At 64.7% G+C, this 17,532-nt stretch carries 15 protein-coding genes; 9 read left to right on the forward strand and 6 right to left on the reverse strand.

Translation table 11 applies throughout. From position 1 onward, the window contains the following. Positions 1-82: 82 nt before the first annotated feature. The 6 genes from DNK89_RS02540 (at position 83) to mmsB (ending at position 5,395) form a co-directional block, all read left to right on the forward strand. Positions 83-1,606 carry a CoA-acylating methylmalonate-semialdehyde dehydrogenase gene (locus DNK89_RS02540; protein WP_060985432.1) on the forward strand — a complete coding sequence of 508 codons (1,524 nt, stop codon included), beginning with the start codon at positions 83-85 and terminating at the stop codon, positions 1,604-1,606. A 190-nt stretch (positions 1,607-1,796) separates the two neighbouring features. Further along, positions 1,797-2,183, forward strand: coding sequence for a lysozyme inhibitor LprI family protein (locus DNK89_RS02545; protein ID WP_110958767.1), 387 nt, complete (start codon positions 1,797-1,799; stop codon positions 2,181-2,183). Between the two features lie 42 nt (positions 2,184-2,225). Then, on the forward strand, positions 2,226-3,392 hold the full coding sequence (locus DNK89_RS02550; protein WP_110958768.1) for an acyl-CoA dehydrogenase family protein: 1,167 nt from the start codon (positions 2,226-2,228) through the stop codon (positions 3,390-3,392). Positions 3,393-3,455: 63 nt separating this feature from the next. Beyond that, the gene (locus DNK89_RS02555; protein WP_110958769.1) at positions 3,456-3,959 is read left to right on the forward strand and encodes a TfoX/Sxy family protein; all 504 of its coding nucleotides are present in this window, start codon (positions 3,456-3,458) and stop codon (positions 3,957-3,959) included. Positions 3,960-3,991: 32 nt separating this feature from the next. Beyond that, entirely contained in the window at positions 3,992-4,393 is a 402-nt protein-coding gene (locus tag DNK89_RS02560) for a DUF488 domain-containing protein (RefSeq protein WP_110958770.1), read from the forward strand. 99 nt (positions 4,394-4,492) lie between these two features. Next, on the forward strand, positions 4,493-5,395 hold the full coding sequence (gene mmsB, locus DNK89_RS02565; protein ID WP_255575840.1) for a 3-hydroxyisobutyrate dehydrogenase: 903 nt from the start codon (positions 4,493-4,495) through the stop codon (positions 5,393-5,395). 120 nt (positions 5,396-5,515) lie between these two features. Here mmsB and DNK89_RS02570 read toward each other — a convergent pair whose 3' ends face one another. From DNK89_RS02570 to icd, 4 genes are all read right to left on the reverse strand, one after another. After that, positions 5,516-9,148: an EAL domain-containing protein gene (locus DNK89_RS02570; RefSeq protein WP_110958771.1), complete on the reverse strand. Its 3,633-nt coding sequence runs from the start codon at positions 9,146-9,148 to the stop codon at positions 5,516-5,518. 18 nt (positions 9,149-9,166) lie between these two features. Next, positions 9,167-9,580, reverse strand: coding sequence for a response regulator (locus DNK89_RS02575; protein WP_110958772.1), 414 nt, complete (start codon positions 9,578-9,580; stop codon positions 9,167-9,169). Next, positions 9,577-11,427, reverse strand: a complete 1,851-nt coding sequence (locus tag DNK89_RS02580) for a PAS domain S-box protein (protein ID WP_110958773.1) — start codon at positions 11,425-11,427, stop codon at positions 9,577-9,579. The genes DNK89_RS02575 and DNK89_RS02580 overlap by 4 nt, the downstream gene beginning before the upstream one ends. Before the next feature lie 387 nt (positions 11,428-11,814). Further along, the gene (icd, locus tag DNK89_RS02585) at positions 11,815-13,074 is read right to left on the reverse strand and encodes an NADP-dependent isocitrate dehydrogenase (protein WP_110958774.1); all 1,260 of its coding nucleotides are present in this window, start codon (positions 13,072-13,074) and stop codon (positions 11,815-11,817) included. Positions 13,075-13,299: 225 nt separating this feature from the next. Here icd and DNK89_RS02590 point away from each other — a divergent pair, with 225 nt between their 5' ends. Together DNK89_RS02590 and DNK89_RS02595 are read left to right on the forward strand one after the other, a co-directional pair. Next, a complete protein-coding gene (locus DNK89_RS02590; protein ID WP_110958775.1) occupies positions 13,300-13,503 on the forward strand; it encodes a hypothetical protein in 204 nt (67 codons plus the stop codon). Positions 13,504-13,700: 197 nt separating this feature from the next. Next, positions 13,701-14,240, forward strand: a complete 540-nt coding sequence (locus DNK89_RS02595; RefSeq protein ID WP_110958776.1) for a DUF192 domain-containing protein — start codon at positions 13,701-13,703, stop codon at positions 14,238-14,240. Positions 14,241-14,412: 172 nt separating this feature from the next. On the opposite strand, the gene DNK89_RS02600 is transcribed toward DNK89_RS02595, so the two are convergent. Together DNK89_RS02600 and xseA are read right to left on the reverse strand one after the other, a co-directional pair. Then, positions 14,413-14,994 carry a superoxide dismutase gene (locus tag DNK89_RS02600; protein WP_015014240.1) on the reverse strand — a complete coding sequence of 194 codons (582 nt, stop codon included), beginning with the start codon at positions 14,992-14,994 and terminating at the stop codon, positions 14,413-14,415. Positions 14,995-15,205: 211 nt separating this feature from the next. Next, a complete protein-coding gene (xseA, locus tag DNK89_RS02605; RefSeq protein ID WP_110958777.1) occupies positions 15,206-16,531 on the reverse strand; it encodes an exodeoxyribonuclease VII large subunit in 1,326 nt (441 codons plus the stop codon). A 352-nt stretch (positions 16,532-16,883) separates the two neighbouring features. Here xseA and DNK89_RS02610 point away from each other — a divergent pair, with 352 nt between their 5' ends. Next, positions 16,884-17,531: a MotA/TolQ/ExbB proton channel family protein gene (locus DNK89_RS02610; protein WP_056062406.1), complete on the forward strand. Its 648-nt coding sequence runs from the start codon at positions 16,884-16,886 to the stop codon at positions 17,529-17,531. Position 17,532: the final 1 nt, after the last annotated feature.

Consider the following 17,532-nt stretch of genomic DNA (forward strand, 5'->3'; position numbering starts at 1 on the left):
GCAATTTCGCACAGCTAACATGGCGCAGTTCGAGGCACCTTGCCGCACCCCTGCACGCATTTTTTCCAGGAGACACACACCCATGAACGCACCTACTTCCCAGGCCGTGCTGGCCCCCACCGTCAAGCTGTTGATCGGCGGCCAGTTCGTCGAATCCAAGACCACCGAATGGCGCGATGTGGTGAACCCAGCCACGCAAGAGGTGCTGGCCCGCGTGCCCTTTGCCACGCAGGACGAAATCAATGCCGCCGTGGCCTCGGCCAAGGAAGCGTTCAAAACCTGGAAGAAGACCCCCATCGGCACCCGCGCCCGCATCTTCCTCAAATACCAGCAGCTCATCCGCGAAAACATGGCCGAGTTGGCCGCCATCCTCACGGCCGAACAGGGCAAGACCCTGCCGGACGCCGAAGGCGACGTGTTCCGTGGCCTCGAAGTGGTCGAACACGCTGCCAGCATCGGCAACCTGCAACTGGGCGAGCTGGCCAACAACGTGGCCGGCGGCGTGGACACCTACACCCTGCTGCAGCCCCTGGGCGTATGCGCAGGCATCACCCCCTTCAACTTCCCCGCCATGATCCCGCTGTGGATGTTCCCCATGGCGATTGCCACGGGCAACACCTTCGTGCTCAAGCCCTCCGAGCAAGACCCCATGGTGACCATGCGCCTGTGCGAACTGGCGCTCGAAGCCGGCATCCCCCCTGGCGTGCTGAACGTGGTGCACGGCGGCGAAATGGCCGTGAACGCCATCTGCGACCACAAGGACATCAAGGCCATCAGCTTTGTGGGCTCCACCAAGGTGGGCACGCACGTGTACAACCGCGCCAGCCTGAACGGCAAGCGCGTGCAATGCATGATGGGTGCCAAGAACCACGCCATCGTGATGCCCGATGCCAACAAGGAACAAACCCTGAACGCCCTGGCCGGTGCCGCCTTTGGCGCTGCAGGTCAGCGCTGCATGGCGCTGTCGGTGGTGGTGCTGGTGGGCGAGGCACAAAAGTGGATTCCCGAGCTGGTCGAGAAGGCCAAGACGCTCAAGGTGAGCGCTGGTGTGGAAAAGGGCACCGACGTGGGCCCGGTCGTGTCGTGTGCCGCGCTGTCGCGTGTGGAAGGCCTGATCGAGCGTGGCATTGCCGACGGCGCCAAGCTGGAACTGGACGGCCGCAAGCCCCAGGTGGCCGGCTACGAAAAGGGCAACTTTGTGGGTCCCACGGTGTTCAGCGGCGTCAAACCCGGCATGGCCATCTACGACCAGGAAATCTTTGGCCCCGTGCTGTGCCTGTCGGCCGCTGCCGACATTGACGAAGCCATCGAGTTCATCAACAGCAACCCCAACGGCAACGGCACCGCCATCTTCACCCAGTCGGGTGCGGCGGCGCGCAAGTTCCAGGAAGAGATCGACGTGGGCCAGGTCGGCATCAACGTGCCAATCCCTGTGCCAGTGCCGCTGTTCTCGTTCTCGGGCTCGCGCGCTTCCAAGCTGGGCGACCTGGGGCCCTACGGCAAGCAGGTCGTGCTGTTCTACACGCAGACCAAGACCGTGACGGCGCGCTGGTTTGATGACAGCACCATCTCGCATGGTGTGAACACGACGATTAGTCTGAAGTAACCCCCTGAGCGGCTGCGCCGCTTCCCCCTTTCTCTGCATCGCTGCGCGATGCGGAAGGGGGACGCCACCCGTGCGGCGGGGCGGCCCTTGCACGGTGGCACTGGCTTTGGGCCGCGCCAGTCATGACCACTGTGGTCGATGGTAAAAGAGGGGAATGCAATTTTTCAAGACGAAGAAGCGGGTATTGGCAATGGTCTTCAGCCTCGGTGCTGTTTGCGTGATGCTGATGAGTGCCGATGCCCACTCTCAGGCTGGTGCGGCCTGCAAGCCCGGTGGTACCGTGGAAGAAACCAACGCCTGCGCCGTGCAAGCCTTCCAGGCGGCCGATACGGAGATCGCCGTCCTCTACGGCGACGTGATGCGCGCGCTGTCGGCCCACGAGCGGCCCCAGCTGCGGCAGGAGCACACCGCCTGGCAGCGCGAGCGCACCACGCGCTGCAAGCAGGCCCAGCGCAGCAATGAATCACAACCCCAATGGCCGCGCCTGTACCACGAGTGCCTCACGGCCGAAACCCAGGCGCGCCGCAAAGGCCTGATGCGCTGGCTGACGCTGGACCACCCGTCCGCCAAGCCCTGAGCAAGGCCCCCAGAACAACAAAAAGCCAAGAGACAGAACACCATGGACTTTGAACTCACCGAAGAACAACGCGCCTTTGCCCAGACTGCGCGCGACTTTGCCCAGGCAGAGCTGGCACCCCACGCCGCGCACTGGGACGAAGAAGGCATCTTCCCCAAAGAAGCCATCGTCAAGGCGGGCGAGCTGGGCTTTTGTGGCCTGTACGCGCCCGAAGCCGCCGGTGGCCTCGCCCTGCCCCGGCTGGACGCCACCCTGGTCTTTGAAGAAATGGCGGCCGTGGACCCCAGCACCACCGCCTTCATCACCATCCACAACATGGCCACCTGGATGCTGGGCACCTGGGCCACACCCGCCGTGCGCGACCACTGGGGCCCGCTGCTCACCACTGGCGAAAAGCTCGCCAGCTACTGCCTGACCGAGCCCGGCGCGGGCTCCGACGCCGCCTCGCTCAAGACCCGCGCCGAGCTGGCGGGCAACGAATACGTCATCAACGGCAGCAAGGCCTTCATCAGCGGCGCAGGCAGCACCGACGTGCTGGTGCTCATGGCCCGCACGGGCGATGCGCAATCGGGCGCCAGCGGCATCAGCGCCTTTGCCGTGCCCGCCGACACACCCGGCATCAGCTACGGCAAGAAGGAACAGAAGATGGGCTGGAACAGCCAGCCCACGCGCACCATCAGCTTTGACAACGTGCGCATCCCTGCCGAAAACCTGCTGGGCCGCGAAGGCGAAGGCTTCAAGATCGCGATGAAGGGCCTGGACGGCGGCCGCATCAACATCGCCACCTGCTCGGTGGGCGCGGCCCAAGGCGCGCTCAACGCCGCCCAGCAGTACATGCAAGACCGCAAGCAGTTCGGCAAACCCATCGCCAGCTTCCAAGCGCTGCAGTTCAAGCTGGCCGACATGGCGACCGAACTCGTGGCCGCGCGCCAGATGGTGCGCCTGGCCGCCAGCAAGCTGGACGCTGGGGCACGCGACGCATCCACCTACTGCGCCATGGCCAAGCGTTTTGCCACCGACGCGGGCTTCACCGTCATCAACGATGCCCTTCAACTGCACGGCGGCTACGGCTACATCCGCGAATACCCGCTGGAGCGCCTGCTGCGCGACGCACGCGTGCACCAGATCCTGGAAGGCACCAACGAAATCATGCGCGTGATCATTGCGCGGCGCATGCTGGATGGGGATGCCACCGAGGCCATCCGGTAGCTACAAAATTCATAGCTATTCAGGCGTATTCCACTAGCGCTACCGGCATTTTTTGCTCTCACCATGCCCGCCCGCCCGCTGTCTGACGAAACCCTGCACCTGATCGACGCCGTGCGCACTGCGCTCGCGCACCGCAGCGATGTGGAGGAGCGTGCCCTGTTTGGAACGCACGCCTTCTTCGTGGACGGCAAGATGTGCGTCGCCGTCAAGGGCGAAGAGCTGCTGGTGCGTTTGCCGCCGGAGCGGCACGGCGAGTTGCAGGAGATGCAGAACACGCGCGAACTCTCTCCGGGCGGTGGGATGAAGGGCTACTTCTGGGTGGAGCCCAACGGCTTTTCCACTCGGGCGCAGTGGAGCTTCTGGATCGACGAAGCACTGGCCTACAACCCGCACGCCAAGGCGTCACTGCCCAAGAAAAAAAGGGATGCCGCCAAAGCCCGGCCAGCTACTGCCAAGAAAGTCGCAGCAACAGGTACGCGCGCGACAAGCGCTACCGCCAAGACCGCCAAGCCCCCTGCCAAAAAGCCCGCAGCCAAGAAGCACAGCATCTTCGAAGCCGACGACTGACTTGCCCCTACACCCCCACCCGGAGCCCCACCATGCCCCTTCGCATCGTCCGCCTTGGCACCCCGCGCGCCGCCGGGGAAGGCACCCGCATCGGCACCGTGCGCCGCCCGCCGCGTGGCGTGCCCAAGGCCGAGTTCGCCAGCCGCGACTACTACGACGTGTGGTACCCCCTGCTCTCCCCCAGCGCCGACCTCATGACCCAGGGCCAGCAGGTGCCCACCGGCCAAGAAGGCGACAAGGCGTGGGAGGCATTCGCCAAACAGTTCCGCAAAGAACTGGCCCAGCCCGAGGCAAGCCGCACGCTCGATTTGCTGGCCGCGCTGTCGCACCACAGCGCAATGTCGCTGGGCTGCTACTGCGAGGACGAGGCCCGCTGCCACCGGTCGGTGCTGCGCGCCGAGCTGGCGGGCCGCGGAGCAGACATCACCGATTGATTTCAGATGTTTTTTGGCTCAAGCGCTAGATGAATATGCGTTGGTAGCTATCAAATTCATACCAAACCCGAACCCCTTTTCTTTCACCATCACAACGACATCCAGGAGCAACACAGCATGAAAATCGCATTCATCGGCCTCGGCAACATGGGCGGCCCCATGGCACACAACCTGCACAAGGCAGGCCACGAAGTGCGCGCGTTTGACCTCTCGCAACCCGCCCGCGACAAGCTGGCCGCAGACGGCGTGCCCATCGCCGCCGACGCGAAGGCGGCAGTCGCAGGCGCCGAAGTCGTCATCAGCATGCTGCCCGCCAGCCAGCATGTGGAAGGCCTGTTCCTCGGCGCGGGCGAGCTGCTGGCCCAGTTGCCTGCGGGCACGCTGATCATCGACTGCTCCACCATCGCAGCCGCCACCTCCCGCAAAGTGGCCGAGGCCGCCAAGGCCAAGGGTGTGGCCTTTATCGACGCGCCCGTGTCGGGCGGCACCGGCGGCGCCATCGCAGGCACCTTGACCTTCATGGTGGGCGGCGACGCTGCCGACCTGGAACGCGCCCGCCCCGTGCTCGAAAAAATGGGTGCCAACATCTTCCACGCAGGCAGCGTGGGCGCAGGCCAAACAGCCAAGATCTGCAACAACATGCTGCTGGGCATTTTGATGGCAGGCACCAGCGAAGCCATCGCCCTGGGCGTCGCCAACGGCCTAGACCCCAAGGTGCTGAGCGAAATCATGCGCCGCAGCTCGGGCGGCAACTGGGCGCTGGAGAAGTACAACCCCTTCCCTGGCGTGATGGAAACCGCGCCTGCGAGCAAGGGCTACGCGGGGGGGTTTGGGACGGACCTGATGCTCAAGGACCTGGGCTTGGCGCAGGAGAACGCGATGGCGGTGAAGGCCGCCACGCCGCTGGGTGGCATGGCGCGCAATTTGTATGCGGCGCACAGCCTGGCGGGCCACGGCGCGCTGGACTTCTCCAGCATCATCAAGATGGTGCAAAAAGGCTGAAAGCAAATACGCTGAGGACCGAGGACTAGGGGCGCTGCTGATCTTTGCGGCCCCCTCATCCACCGAAGGCCTCACGCTGCACCCACCATGCCGACTTGCAGGTCGGCATTTTTTTGACCGCTATTTCGCCAGCAGGGTCTGGAGGAACTGCGCCTCAAACACCTCAGCAGGCACCGGCTTGCTCAGCAGGTACCCCTGGATCTCGTCGCAACCCAGCAGCGCCAGATGCCGGGACTGGTCCTCGGTCTCCACCCCTTCGGCCACTACCTTGAGGCCCAGCGAGTGCCCCAGGTTGACGATGGTGGACACCAGCGCCACGCCCTGCGGGCCTGAGGCCATGTTCAGGATGAAGGACCGGTCGATCTTGAGCGTGTCCACCGGCAGTTTGGCCAGGTAGCTCAGTGACGAGAAACCTGTGCCGAAGTCGTCGATGGCGATGGTGATGCCCATCTCGCGCAGCGCATGCAGGCTGGCGGTGCTGTGCTGCACATCGTCCATGACCATGCTTTCGGTGATCTCCAGCTCCAGCCCTGCGGCCGCCCCTGCGTCGTGGGCCACGGCGTCGCGCACCTCGGCAATGAAGCCCCGGTGCCGCAGCTGCAAGAACGACACATTGACGGCGACCCGCAGCGGCGCCAGCCCCGCCTGGCGCCAGCGCAGGTTGTCGGCCAGGGCCTGGCGCAGCGCCCAGCGGCCCACCTCGTAGATCAGGCCGGTTTCTTCCAGAATGGGGATGAACTGCGCGGGCGGCACCAGCCCCCGGCGGGGGTCGTTCCAGCGGATCAGGGCCTCGGCCCCGGCGATGGCGCCCGTGGCCAGGTGCTGCTTGGGCTGGTAATGCAGCACGAACTGGCCCTGCTCCAGCGCGTCGCGCAGGCGCCCCTCCAGGCTCAAGGCTTCGGCCACGCGGGTGTTCATCTCCGAGGTGTAGAACAACAGGCTGTCGGCCGAGGCTTTGGCCTTGTTGAGGGCTGCCTCAGCGTTGCGCAGCAGGGTTTCTGCATCGGCACCATCCATGGGGTACAGCGCGACACCGGCTTTGGCGGCCATGCGCAGCTCGGTGCCGCCCAGCACAAAGGGCGCATCAAAACAGGCGCGCATCAGGCCATCCAATGCCAGCGCCACCGAGCCCGCATCCCGCGCGTCGGTCACGGCGATGCCAAAGCTGTTGACGCCAATGCGCGCCACGTCGTACGCGTCGCCCGCCGCCTGCTGCAGCCGCTGCGCCACCTGCTTGAGCAGTTCGTCGCCCTCCTGGCGTCCCAGGGTGTCGTTGACAAAGCGAAACCGGCTGATGTCCATGAGCCCCATGCCGAGCAGCGTCTTGGCGCCTTCGCGTGGCCGCAGGTGCTGGCCGCTGCGCTCCAGGAACAGGGTGCGGTTGGGCAGGCCGGTGATGTCGTCGTAGTACGCCAGGTAGTTCAGCCGCTCTTCCTTGTCGAGGTGGTCCATGGCAAAGCCGATGTCCCCCGCCAGCTCGGTCAGCAGGTGCATCTCGTCATCGTCAAAGAACCCGGCTTCGTCGGCAAACAGGGCGATCACGCCGACCACCTCGTGCGCCACCAACAGGGGCAACACGGCCATCGACGCCACGCCGCGCGCGGCCAGCTCCTGGGGGACGAGGATGCGCGGGTCGTTCTGAATGTCCTCACACACCACGGACTGCCGGGTGCGCACCACGCTGGCGCTCAGGCTTTCGCCCTCTCTCGGGGTTTCGCTCAGCCACAATCGGCGACGCACATGCATGAGGAACTCCGCCCCGGCCCCGGCAAGCGCTACCGGCACCACCTCTTGCAGGGCGTGGTCCACGCGACCGATCCAGGCGATCTTGAACTGGCCGTGCTCCACCGCAATGCGGCAGGCCTCGCGGAACAGCTCGTCGCGCTGGCGCACCCGCACGATCAGGGTGTTGATGCCGCTGAGCACGGCATACACGCGGTTCAGCCGCTTGATGCGCCGCTCGGCGTCGCGGCGTGCCGTGATGTCCTCACCCAGGGCCGCCACCCCCGTCACCTGCCCACCCACGGAGCGCAGCACCGTGTTGTTCCAGTGCACCAGGCGCCGCTCGCCAGACCGGGTCAGGATCTCGTTGTCGTAGTGCCAGGCCGACGGCCGGTCGGCCAGCACGTCGGCAAAGACGCTGCGCACATCGCCCATCTCGGGCGGCACGAACAGATCGAACCAGTTGCGGCCAAACACTTCGTCGCGCTGCCAGCCCGTCAGCCGCAGCAGGTAGTCGTTGCAGTAGGTGATGCGGCCTTCACAGTCCAGCATCAGCGAGATCATCTCGACTTTGTCGAGCATGTCGTTGAAGCGGCGGTCGCTTTCGTGCAGTTCTTCTTCGGCGCGCTTTTCCTTGGTGATGTCCTGGATGGTGTTGAACCAGCGGCCCAGCTCGCCCCGGCCCGCTTCGTCCTCCAGGGGCTCCATCACCTGGCGCAGGTACAGCGGCTGGCCGTCGCCACGCACCACGCGGTAGGTAAAGTCCATGCGCGCGCCCTGGTGCGCCGCCTGCAGCGCGTGGCGGCGGAACATGTCGCGGTCATCGGGGTGCACCAGCGCCAGCCAGTCGCGGGCCGAGCGGGGCATGGCGCTCTCGTCCAGCCCCAGCATGTCAGGCAAGGTGTCCAGCCAGCTCTCAAAGGCGCCGTCAGGCCCGCTGATGACGTGGGATATCTTGGCCAGCGCCTGGGCCCTGCGCAGGCTGGCCTTGTTGGCGCGCAGGGCATCCACAGCCCGCTGGCGCTCTTGCACCTGCACCTGCAGTTGCTCGGCGTGCTGCTGGATCTCCTGGTACAGGCTGCCGTTTTCGTAGATGCGGCCCACTTGCGCGCCCAGGATGGCCAGGACTTTTTCATCGTCGGCGCTGAAGGCGTCCGCCCCCTGTTTGTTGGCCAAGCACAGCCAGCCGTAGGAGAACGACAGCGACACGATGGGCGCAATCACTGCCGTGTGCACCGGGGGATATCCTGCGGGCAAGCCCAGCGCCACGGGGTCACCCCCTGCATTAACAAGGCGGTGCGGCCGGCGTTCCGCCCGCAGCTGGCCCAGCAGCCCGTGCGACACCACGGGCAGATCAACAGGCCCGTTCTGCAGGGCCGGGTCCATGCCGCTGGTGCAGGTGATGGCGCCGTCGCTGTGCTTGCGCACCACGCACAGCACGGCGTACTGCGCGCCCACCAGCTCGCGGGCGCCACGGCACACATTGGCCAGCAGCACCTGCGGGTCGCGCTCTGAGGCCAGCTGCAGGTTCAGGTCGGTCAGTGCGGACAGGCGTCGGTTCATGGCTGCCAGCTCGGCCACGTTGCCGGTGAGCTTGTCCGTCATCAGCTGCAGGTGGCGGGTCTGAAAGCTGTGCTCCAGCGCCACCGAGGGCTGGTGGCGGATCTGCGTGAGCGCCTGTTGGATGGCCGCCAGAATGTCTTGCGGCTCGCAGGGCTTGAACAGCACCTGGGTCACGCCGCAGGCCTCGGCCAGACGCAGGGCTTCTTCCTCCTGGTAGTGCGCGCTGCAAAAGATCACCTGCGTGGCCGCCAGGCCATGGTCGGAGCGCAGTTGCCGCACGAACTCAAAGCCGTCCATGGTCGGCATCAGGATGTCGGAGATCACCAGGTCCGGCCGCTCGGCACGGACCAGGGCCAGCGCCTCGGCGCCATCGGCCGCCTCCAGCGCCTGGTGGCCGCTGTGCCCGATGAGCGTGACCACCAGCGCGCGGTTGGCGGGGAGGTCATCAACGACGAGGATCTTTGCCATGCTGTACGTGCTGGGGATTCAACCTGATTGAGGGGGTGTTTGCCGGGCACTGGCCAAAAACGCCTCGATCTGCTGCACAAAGGTTTCGGGCGTGATGGGCTTGGACAGGTGTTCATTAAAACCGACTTCGAGGGCCTTCTCACGGTCGCCCGGCATCGAGAAGGCCGTCACCGCGACCAGAGGCACCACCCGCCAGCGCGGGCTGGACCGCAGGCCCCGGGCCACTTCGTAGCCGTTCATCACGGGCATCTGCAGATCACACAGCACAATGTCCGGCCTCTCGGCCAGCGCCAGGTCCAGCCCCACGGCACCGTTCTCGGCGGCCAGCACCCGGTGGCCGGCAGCTTCGAGCAGATAGGTGACCAGCATGCGACTGGCGTCATCGTCTTCGATGACCAGAACGGTGGCGGGATGGGTGGTGGTGGTCGTCATGCCACATGCTCCGGCAATTGCAGGGTGAAGGTGCTGCCCAGGCCCTCGGTGCTGTCAAAACCCAGCGTGCCACCCAGGGCCTCGGCCAGCTTGCGGCTCAGGTGCAGGCCCAGGCCCGTGCCCTCGTGGTGGCGGCGGTCTGCACTTTCTACCCGCGAAAACGCCTCGAACAGGCGGGGCTGCTCCTGCAGCGGTATGCCCGGGCCGGTGTCCTGCACACGCAGTTGCACCGCGCGGCCGGTGGGCAGCTGCAAATCCTGCAGCACCACATCCACCCGCCCCTGTTGCGTGAACTTGATGGCGTTACCCACGAGGTTGATGAGAATCTGACTGAGCGCGCGCCGGTCGGTGAGCAGCAAGACATCGACCGGCGGCGTGTGCACCGCAAAAGCCAGGCCCTTGCGCCGTGCCTCCATTTCCAGTGTCGCAGACACTTCTTCGATCAGGGTCTTGCAGTCCACGGGCTCCAGGTTCAGCGTGACCTTGTTGGCGCTGAGCTTGGCCACATCCAGCAGATCGTTGATGAGCGACAGCAGGTGCTTGGCGCCCGTCTGCACGATGCGCAGCTGCTTGTCCTGCTCGGCATTCAGCGGCCCGGGCAGCTTCATGAGCAACGTGCCGGTGAAGCCGATGATGGCGTTGAGGGGCGTGCGCAGCTCGTGGGACATGCTGGCCAGAAAACGGTCTTTCACCAGGGCCGCGTTCTCCAGCTCCAGGTTCTTGTCACGCAGCACCTGCTCGATGCGCTTGCGCTCGGTCACATCGCGGATGGCGCTGGAGACAAACAGACCCTCCTCCGTCTCCAGCGGGCTCAGGCTGATCTCGACCGGGAACTCGCTGCCGTCCTTGCGCAGGCCGTGCAGCTCCAGCCCTGCCCCCATGGAGCGGGTGCGGGGTTCGGCAAAAAAATTGCGCCGGTGGTCAGGGTGTCGGGCGCTGAAGCGCTGGGGCACGAGCAACTCGATGGGCTGGCCCAGCAACTCGTCGCGGCTCCAGCCGAACAGTTTCACCGCCTGCGAGTTGACGAGGACGATGTGCCCTTCGCGGTTGACGATGACCATGGCGTCGGGCGCGGCCTCCAGCAGGTCCTTGAACTTCTGGTCCGCACGCTTGCGGTCGGTGATGTCGCGGATGGCACTCATCACCATGGTGCCCTCTTCGGTGTCGATAGGGCTCAGGCTGATCTCGACCGGAAACTCTCCACCATCCTTGCGCAGGCCGTGCAGCTCCAGCCCCGCGCCCATGGTGCGGGTGCGCGGCTGTCCGAAAAACCCGCTGCGGTGGCCCAGGTGGGCGCCGCGGTAACGGTGGGGCAGCAACACCTCCACCGCCTGCCCCAGCAGTTCAGCACGGGGATAGCCAAACACCCGCTCGGCCTGGGAGTTGACGAGCACGATGCGCCCGGTCACGTTGACCATCACGATCGCATCGGGGGTGGATTCGAGCAGATCGCGAAACCGCGCCTCCAGCAGCTTGGCGTCGCGCTGCACCTTGAGCTGTGTGACATCCTTCTTGCTCGACAGGAAGTACAACACCTGACCACTGGCATCGCGCACGGCCTTGGTCGATACATTGACATGCACCAGCGAGCCGTCCTTGCGACGGCGCACCGCCTCTTGCACCGAGGTACCCAGGCGCAAGGCCTCGGCTCGGAAAAGGTCCTCTTCGTGCGCGCGGCCCTGGGGCACGATGAGGTCGAGGACGGAGCGCCCCTGCACTTCGGCCTGCGAATACCCAAAGATCAGCTCGGCCGCAGGGTTCCACTCCAGCACCACGCCCTGGGACGACAGCACCAGCAATGCATCGGGGTTTTGCTCCCAGTACGCGGCAGAAAATTCAGTCGCCATGCAGCCCTCTCGCTCCGGGTGGGGCTGCATCGCAGTGCTGGCTGTGCCTGGGTGCGCCCTGCGTTGGCCCCGGTGTCGGTGTTTTTGGTGTGGGTGGTGAGGGCACACAGCACTTTCACCATGCTATGTACTCAAGCCACCCCTCGCCGCATTGCGTTGCCCCAGCTCCAAGACAGCAGGGGACAACGCAATGCGGCGAGAGCGCTGAACCATATTAGGGGGGAACGCGGCAAAACTCCAACACTGAAGTGCCAATACTGCAACCCGCAGCGATCCACGGCAAAGCGCAACAGCCATGCCCCAAACGGAAAGCCCCCGAACCCATCAAGGATCGGGGGCATCAACACGTCACCGGCCGCCCCGTGTGGGTGGCGGCGCTGTGCGGTCTTACATGTTGTCGATCATGACCTGTCCGAACCCGGAGCAGCTCACCTGGGTGGCGCCTTCCATCAGGCGGGCAAAGTCGTAGGTCACCTTCTTGGAGGCGATCGACTTTTCCAGCGAGCTGATGATCAGGTCGGCAGCAGCGGTCCAGCCCATGTGGCGCAGCATCATCTCGGCCGAGAGGATCTCGGAGCCGGGGTTCACGTAGTCCTTGCCCGCGTACTTGGGCGCGGTGCCGTGGGTGGCTTCAAAACAGGCCACCGAGTCGGACATGTTGGCGCCAGGGGCAATGCCGATGCCGCCCACCTGCGCGGCCAGCGCGTCAGAAATGTAGTCACCATTCAGGTTCAGCGTGGCCACGACTGAATACTCCGCCGGGCGCAGCAGGATCTGCTGCAGGAAGGCATCGGCGATGCTGTCCTTGATGGTGATTTCCTTGCCGTTCTTGGGGTTCTTGAGGCGGCACCAGGGGCCGCCGTCGATGAGTTCAGCACCGAATTCTTTCTGCGCCAAGGCATAGGCCCAGTCGCGGAAGCCGCCTTCGGTGTACTTCATGATGTTGCCCTTGTGCACGATGGTCACGCTGGGCTTGTCGTTGTCGATGGCGTACTGGATGGCCTTGCGCACCAGACGCTCCGTGCCCTCGATGGAGACGGGCTTCACACCCAGACCGGACGTGTTGGGGAAGCGAATCTTCTTGACCCCCATCTCTTCCTGCAGGAACTTGATGAGCTTCTTGGCCTTGTCGGACTCGGCTTCAAATTCGATGCCGGCGTAGATGTCTTCCGAGTTCTCGCGGAAGATGACCATGTTGGTCTTTTCAGGCTCCTTCAGCGGCGAGGGCACGCCCTTGAAATACTGCACGGGGCGCAGGCACACATACAGGTCCAGCTCCTGGCGCAGCGCCACGTTCAACGAGCGGATGCCGCCGCCCACGGGCGTGGTCAGCGGCCCCTTGATGGAGACCACGTACTCGCGCAGTACCTGCAGGGTTTCGTCGGGCAGCCACACATCGGGGCCATAGACCTTGGTGGACTTTTCGCCTGCGTACACCTCCATCCAGTGGATCTTTTTCTTGCCGCCGTAGGCCTTGGCCACGGCAGCGTCGACCACCTTGATCATGACAGGCGTGATGTCGAGGCCGGTGCCATCGCCTTCGATGAAGGGGATGATGGGCTCATCCGGCACATTCAGGGACATGTCGGCGTTGACGGTGATTTTCTGGCCTGCAGCAGGCACCACGATGTGCTGGTAGGTGGTCATGGGTGGGGAGTCTCCGGTATGCGCCGAGTCTGATTCGGTCGATGAGGGGCAAAGCGAGGAAAAGAGGCACCGCCACAGGCGTGGCAGTGTGGTTTCAAACCATTCTAATGACAAAAAATTTCGTCGAAGACCCTGTCAACGGGCCGCGCGCTGCTATCGTTGCGAATGGAGCCGTACGGAATTCGTCCGGCCCTTCAACCTTCGTTCACACTGGAAACGGCATATATGAAAAAACTCCTCGCTGTCCTCGTGGCCGGTCTGTTCACTGCTGGTGCTTTTGCACAGGCACCCGCAGCCGCCCCTGCCACCACCGCTCCCGCCGCCGCTCCCATGACGGCCCAGGCAGCAGCACCGGCCACCAAAAAGGTCGCCAAGAAAAAGACCGCCAAAAAGGTCGCCAAGAAGAAAACCGCCCACAAGGCAGCCTGAAACAGCTTTGCAAGGCCTGACGTACCTGCCACCAGGTCCTCGGGCCTTCACTGATTCAAAATCGCCCGCTTCTGCGGGCGTTTTCTTTGGTGGCGCAGACGCCCTGCGCACCGCTTGAACTTTTCGCGACCGCTGCAGTCCGTCCCTTGCGCAGTTGCCGCCCTTCGTGTTGTCTTTTTTGCCAGAAAGCCCCGCCCATGACCGCCTCACGCGCCCTCCCAGCCTTCCCGCTCGCCGCCCTGCGCGGGGCGACCGGTGTTCCAAGCCGCGCCCGCCGCGCCGTCGGGGCCTGGGGGGTTTGGCTGGCGGCATGTGCACTGGCCGCGCCCGCTGGGGTCGCCCAAGCGCAGGAAGGCCCCCAGATGAACCTGCGGCGCGTGGAACTAACCGCCGGCATGCACCGCATCGATGCCCAGGTCGCCCTCACCCCGCAGGAGCGCCAGACGGGCCTGATGTACCGCAAGGAAATGCCCGCGCACGAGGGCATGCTGTTTGTGTTTGAACAGCCCTCGCAGCAGTGCTTCTGGATGAAGAACACCTTGCTGCCGCTCACGGCGGCCTTCATTGCCGATGACGGCACCATCGTGAACCTGGAGGACATGAAGCCCCAGACACTGGATTCGCACTGTTCGGCCAAGCCCGTGCGCTACGTGCTGGAGATGAACCAAGGCTGGTTTGCCAAGAAGGGCATCAAGGCGGGGGCGAAACTCGGCGGGACCCCGTTTGCCCGGCAGTAATGCTCATGGCCGCTAACGCTATACTTTCAATAGCATCACAGGCATGATTCACTAGCGCATCCGGCCAAAAAGGTTTCAACTTTTCTGTAGCGCAACAAAAAACGGCCCGAGGGCCGTTTTTTGTTGTCAGTGCGATGTGGACAGAGCTCCACAACGCGACTGCCTGGAGCGATCAGGCGAAGTTGGCTTCAGCAAACTTCCAGTTCACCAGCTTGTCGAGGAAGGTTTCGACGAACTTCGGACGCATGTTGCGGTAGTCGATGTAGTACGCGTGTTCCCACACGTCCACCGTCAGCAGGGCCTTGTCGGCGGTGGTCAGGGGCGTGCCAGCGGCACCGGTGTTCACGATGTCCACACTGCCGTCGGCCTTCTTCACCAGCCAGGTCCAGCCCGAACCGAAGTTGCCCACGGCGGACTTCACAAAGGCTTCCTTGAAGGCGGCGTAGCTGCCCCACTTGGCGTTGATGGCGGCAGCCAGCGCGCCGGAGGGCTCACCGCCACCTTGGGGGGCCATGCAGTTCCAGAAGAACGTGTGGTTCCAGATTTGCGCGGCGTTGTTGTAGATGCCGCCGCTCGACTTCTTGACGATCTCTTCGAGCGTCATGGATTCGAACTCGGTGCCCTTTTGCAGGTTGTTGAGGTTCACCACGTAGGCGTTGTGGTGCTTGCCGTGGTGGTACTCCAGGGTTTCCTGGCTGTAGTGCGGGGCCAGGGCGTCGATGGCGTAGGGCAACGGGGGAAGGGTGTGTTCCATGGTGGTGTTTCCTCGTGGTTTGAAATTCTGGAATGCCGTCTGCAACGCGGGCTTTCCTGAGCAATGCAGTCGGACACAGCGCGAAGGGGGCATTGTAGGAACATCAGGTGACCTGTGCAGCATGTGGGCTCCCGGATTCCGCCCGCAGCGCCACAAACCGCCCATGTCCTACAGGCGGGCTGCCAGCCGCCCACCGTCCTGCACGATCCGGTTACAAAAGCCGGGGCTGCGACACCGTCACATCCACAGCCCCATCGGCCAGCGTGGCCCGCAGTGCGTCGCCCGGCTGGGCCTGGCGGATGCTGGTGACGGCCTGGCCGCTGGTGTCGGTCAGCAGCGCATAACCGCGCTGCAGCACCAGGCGCGGGTCCAGCAATTCCAGTCGCAGGGCGGTACGCTCCAGCCGCTCGGCGTTCTGCGCCACGCTGCGTTGCAGAGCCTGGGGCAATTGGGCCTCCAGCGCTTGTTGGCGCTGCGCCAGGCGCTGCATTTTCAGGAGCACCCCATGGCGCATGCGCTGCGCAAGGCGCGCCAGTTGCAACTGCTGGCGCGCCACCAGGCCCGAGGGGCGTCCCAGGCGGGCGGCGGCCTGGTCCAGGCGCTGGTGACGGGTATCGAGCTGGCGCTGCACGCCATCGCTGAGGCGGCCTGCGAGCAACTCCAGCGCTCCCAGCCAGACTTCGCGCGGCTGGGCCACCAGCTCGGCCGCCGCCGTGGGCGTGGGAGCGCGCAGGTCGGCGCAAAAGTCGGCGATGGTGAAATCCGTCTCGTGCCCCACCCCGCTGACCAGGGGCACCGGGCTTTGCACGATGGTGCGGGCCAGTTGCTCGTCGTTGAAGGCCCACAGGTCCTCGATGGAGCCGCCCCCACGCACTAGCAGAATCACGTCAATGGGTGGATTGGGATTCGAATCACCCCCCTGCGCCCGCCCCGCTTGCGCGAGCAGATACAGTTTTGATAGCGCCGCAATGATCGACGCCGGGGCGGCCACACCTTGCACCTGCGCGGGCACCAGCACCACCGGAATGTGCGGCACCCGGCGGCGCAACGCCGTCACCACATCGTGCAGCGCGGCCGCACCCGCCGATGTGACCAGGCCAATGCCGCGCGGCTGCAACGGCAGCGGGCGCTTGCGCGCCGTGTCGAACAGGCCTTCGGCGTCGAGCTGCGCCTTGAGGCGCAGGAACTGCTCGAACAGCGCGCCCTGCCCCGCACGCTGCATGCTCTCCACGATGAACTGCAGATCGCCCCGCGCCTCGTACACACCGAGGCGCCCGCGCACCTCCACCAATTCGCCATCGCGCGGCGAAAAGTCAAGCAGCGTGGCTGCGCGGCGGAACATGGCGCAGCGCAACTGCCCGTTGGCGTCCTTGATCGAAAAATAACAATGACCGCTGGACGCGCGCGAGAAGCCCGTGATCTCCCCGCGCACCGCGACAGGATTGAAGCGCGCCTCCAGAGCGTCAGCAATGGCGCGGCACAGCGCGCCAACTTCCCAGATACGGGGCGCCGCTGCTGGGCTTGAGCGGTCAAACATGAGAAATGGCGCGCGTTGGCGTGGCGCCCCCCATGCGAGTACTCCACAGTTTCGGGCCAGCGGGAGCCGCCTTAAAGCCAGACACCCCAATCGGCCGCAAAACACGAGAACACGTGCAAGCTGTTGATTTATATATGTTTTTCATTGCACAATTTTTCATCAATCTGTTGCAAGCACGGCGCGGAGCCACTTTGCGGGGCTGCGGATGTGGGTTGCCCACAAAGTTATCCACAGTTTTTGTGGGTGAGCGCAACGAGGGGAAGCATGCGCGATAACGTAACGGTTTGTGACGCAGTGGCCGCCACAAGCTGGGCCATAATCGCCGATTGCTTTCATCTGCGCGGAGAGAGATTTGCTGTCCATCATACAAGCCGCAGGCTGGCCCATCTGGCCCCTGATCGCGTGTTCCGTCCTGGGACTGGCACTGATTTTTGAACGTTTTCTGGCCCTGAAAACGGCCCGCGTGGCCCCCCCAAAACTTCTCGACGAAGCCATCACGGTGTCGTCCAAGGCCCTGCCCACCCCCGATGTGGTGAACCAGCTTGCCCAGAACTCGGCCCTGGGCGAAGTGCTGGCCAGCGGTCTGCGCACCCTCAACAGCAACCCCCAGTGCAGCGAAACCGACCTGCGCGCCGCGATGGAAGGTACAGGCCGCGCAGTGGCTCACCGGCTGGAGAAGTACCTGTCGGCCCTGGCCACCATCGCCTCGGCCGCGCCGCTGCTGGGCCTGCTGGGCACCGTCATCGGCATGATCGAGATCTTTGGTTCGCAAGCCGGCGGCGGCGGTGTGGGCCAGGCCATGGGCGGTGGCAACCCGGCACAGCTGGCACATGGCATCTCGATTGCGCTCTACAACACAGCATTTGGCCTGATCGTGGCCATCCCTTCGCTGATCTTCTGGCGCTACTTCCGGGCCCGCGTGGACGCGTATCTGCTCACGCTGGAACTGGCATCGGAGCAGTTCGTTCGCCACATCCTGCGCCTGCGCAAAGCCAAATAAG

Source organism: Acidovorax sp. ST3 (assembly GCF_003231145.1).
GTDB lineage: Bacteria > Pseudomonadota > Gammaproteobacteria > Burkholderiales > Burkholderiaceae_C > Acidovorax.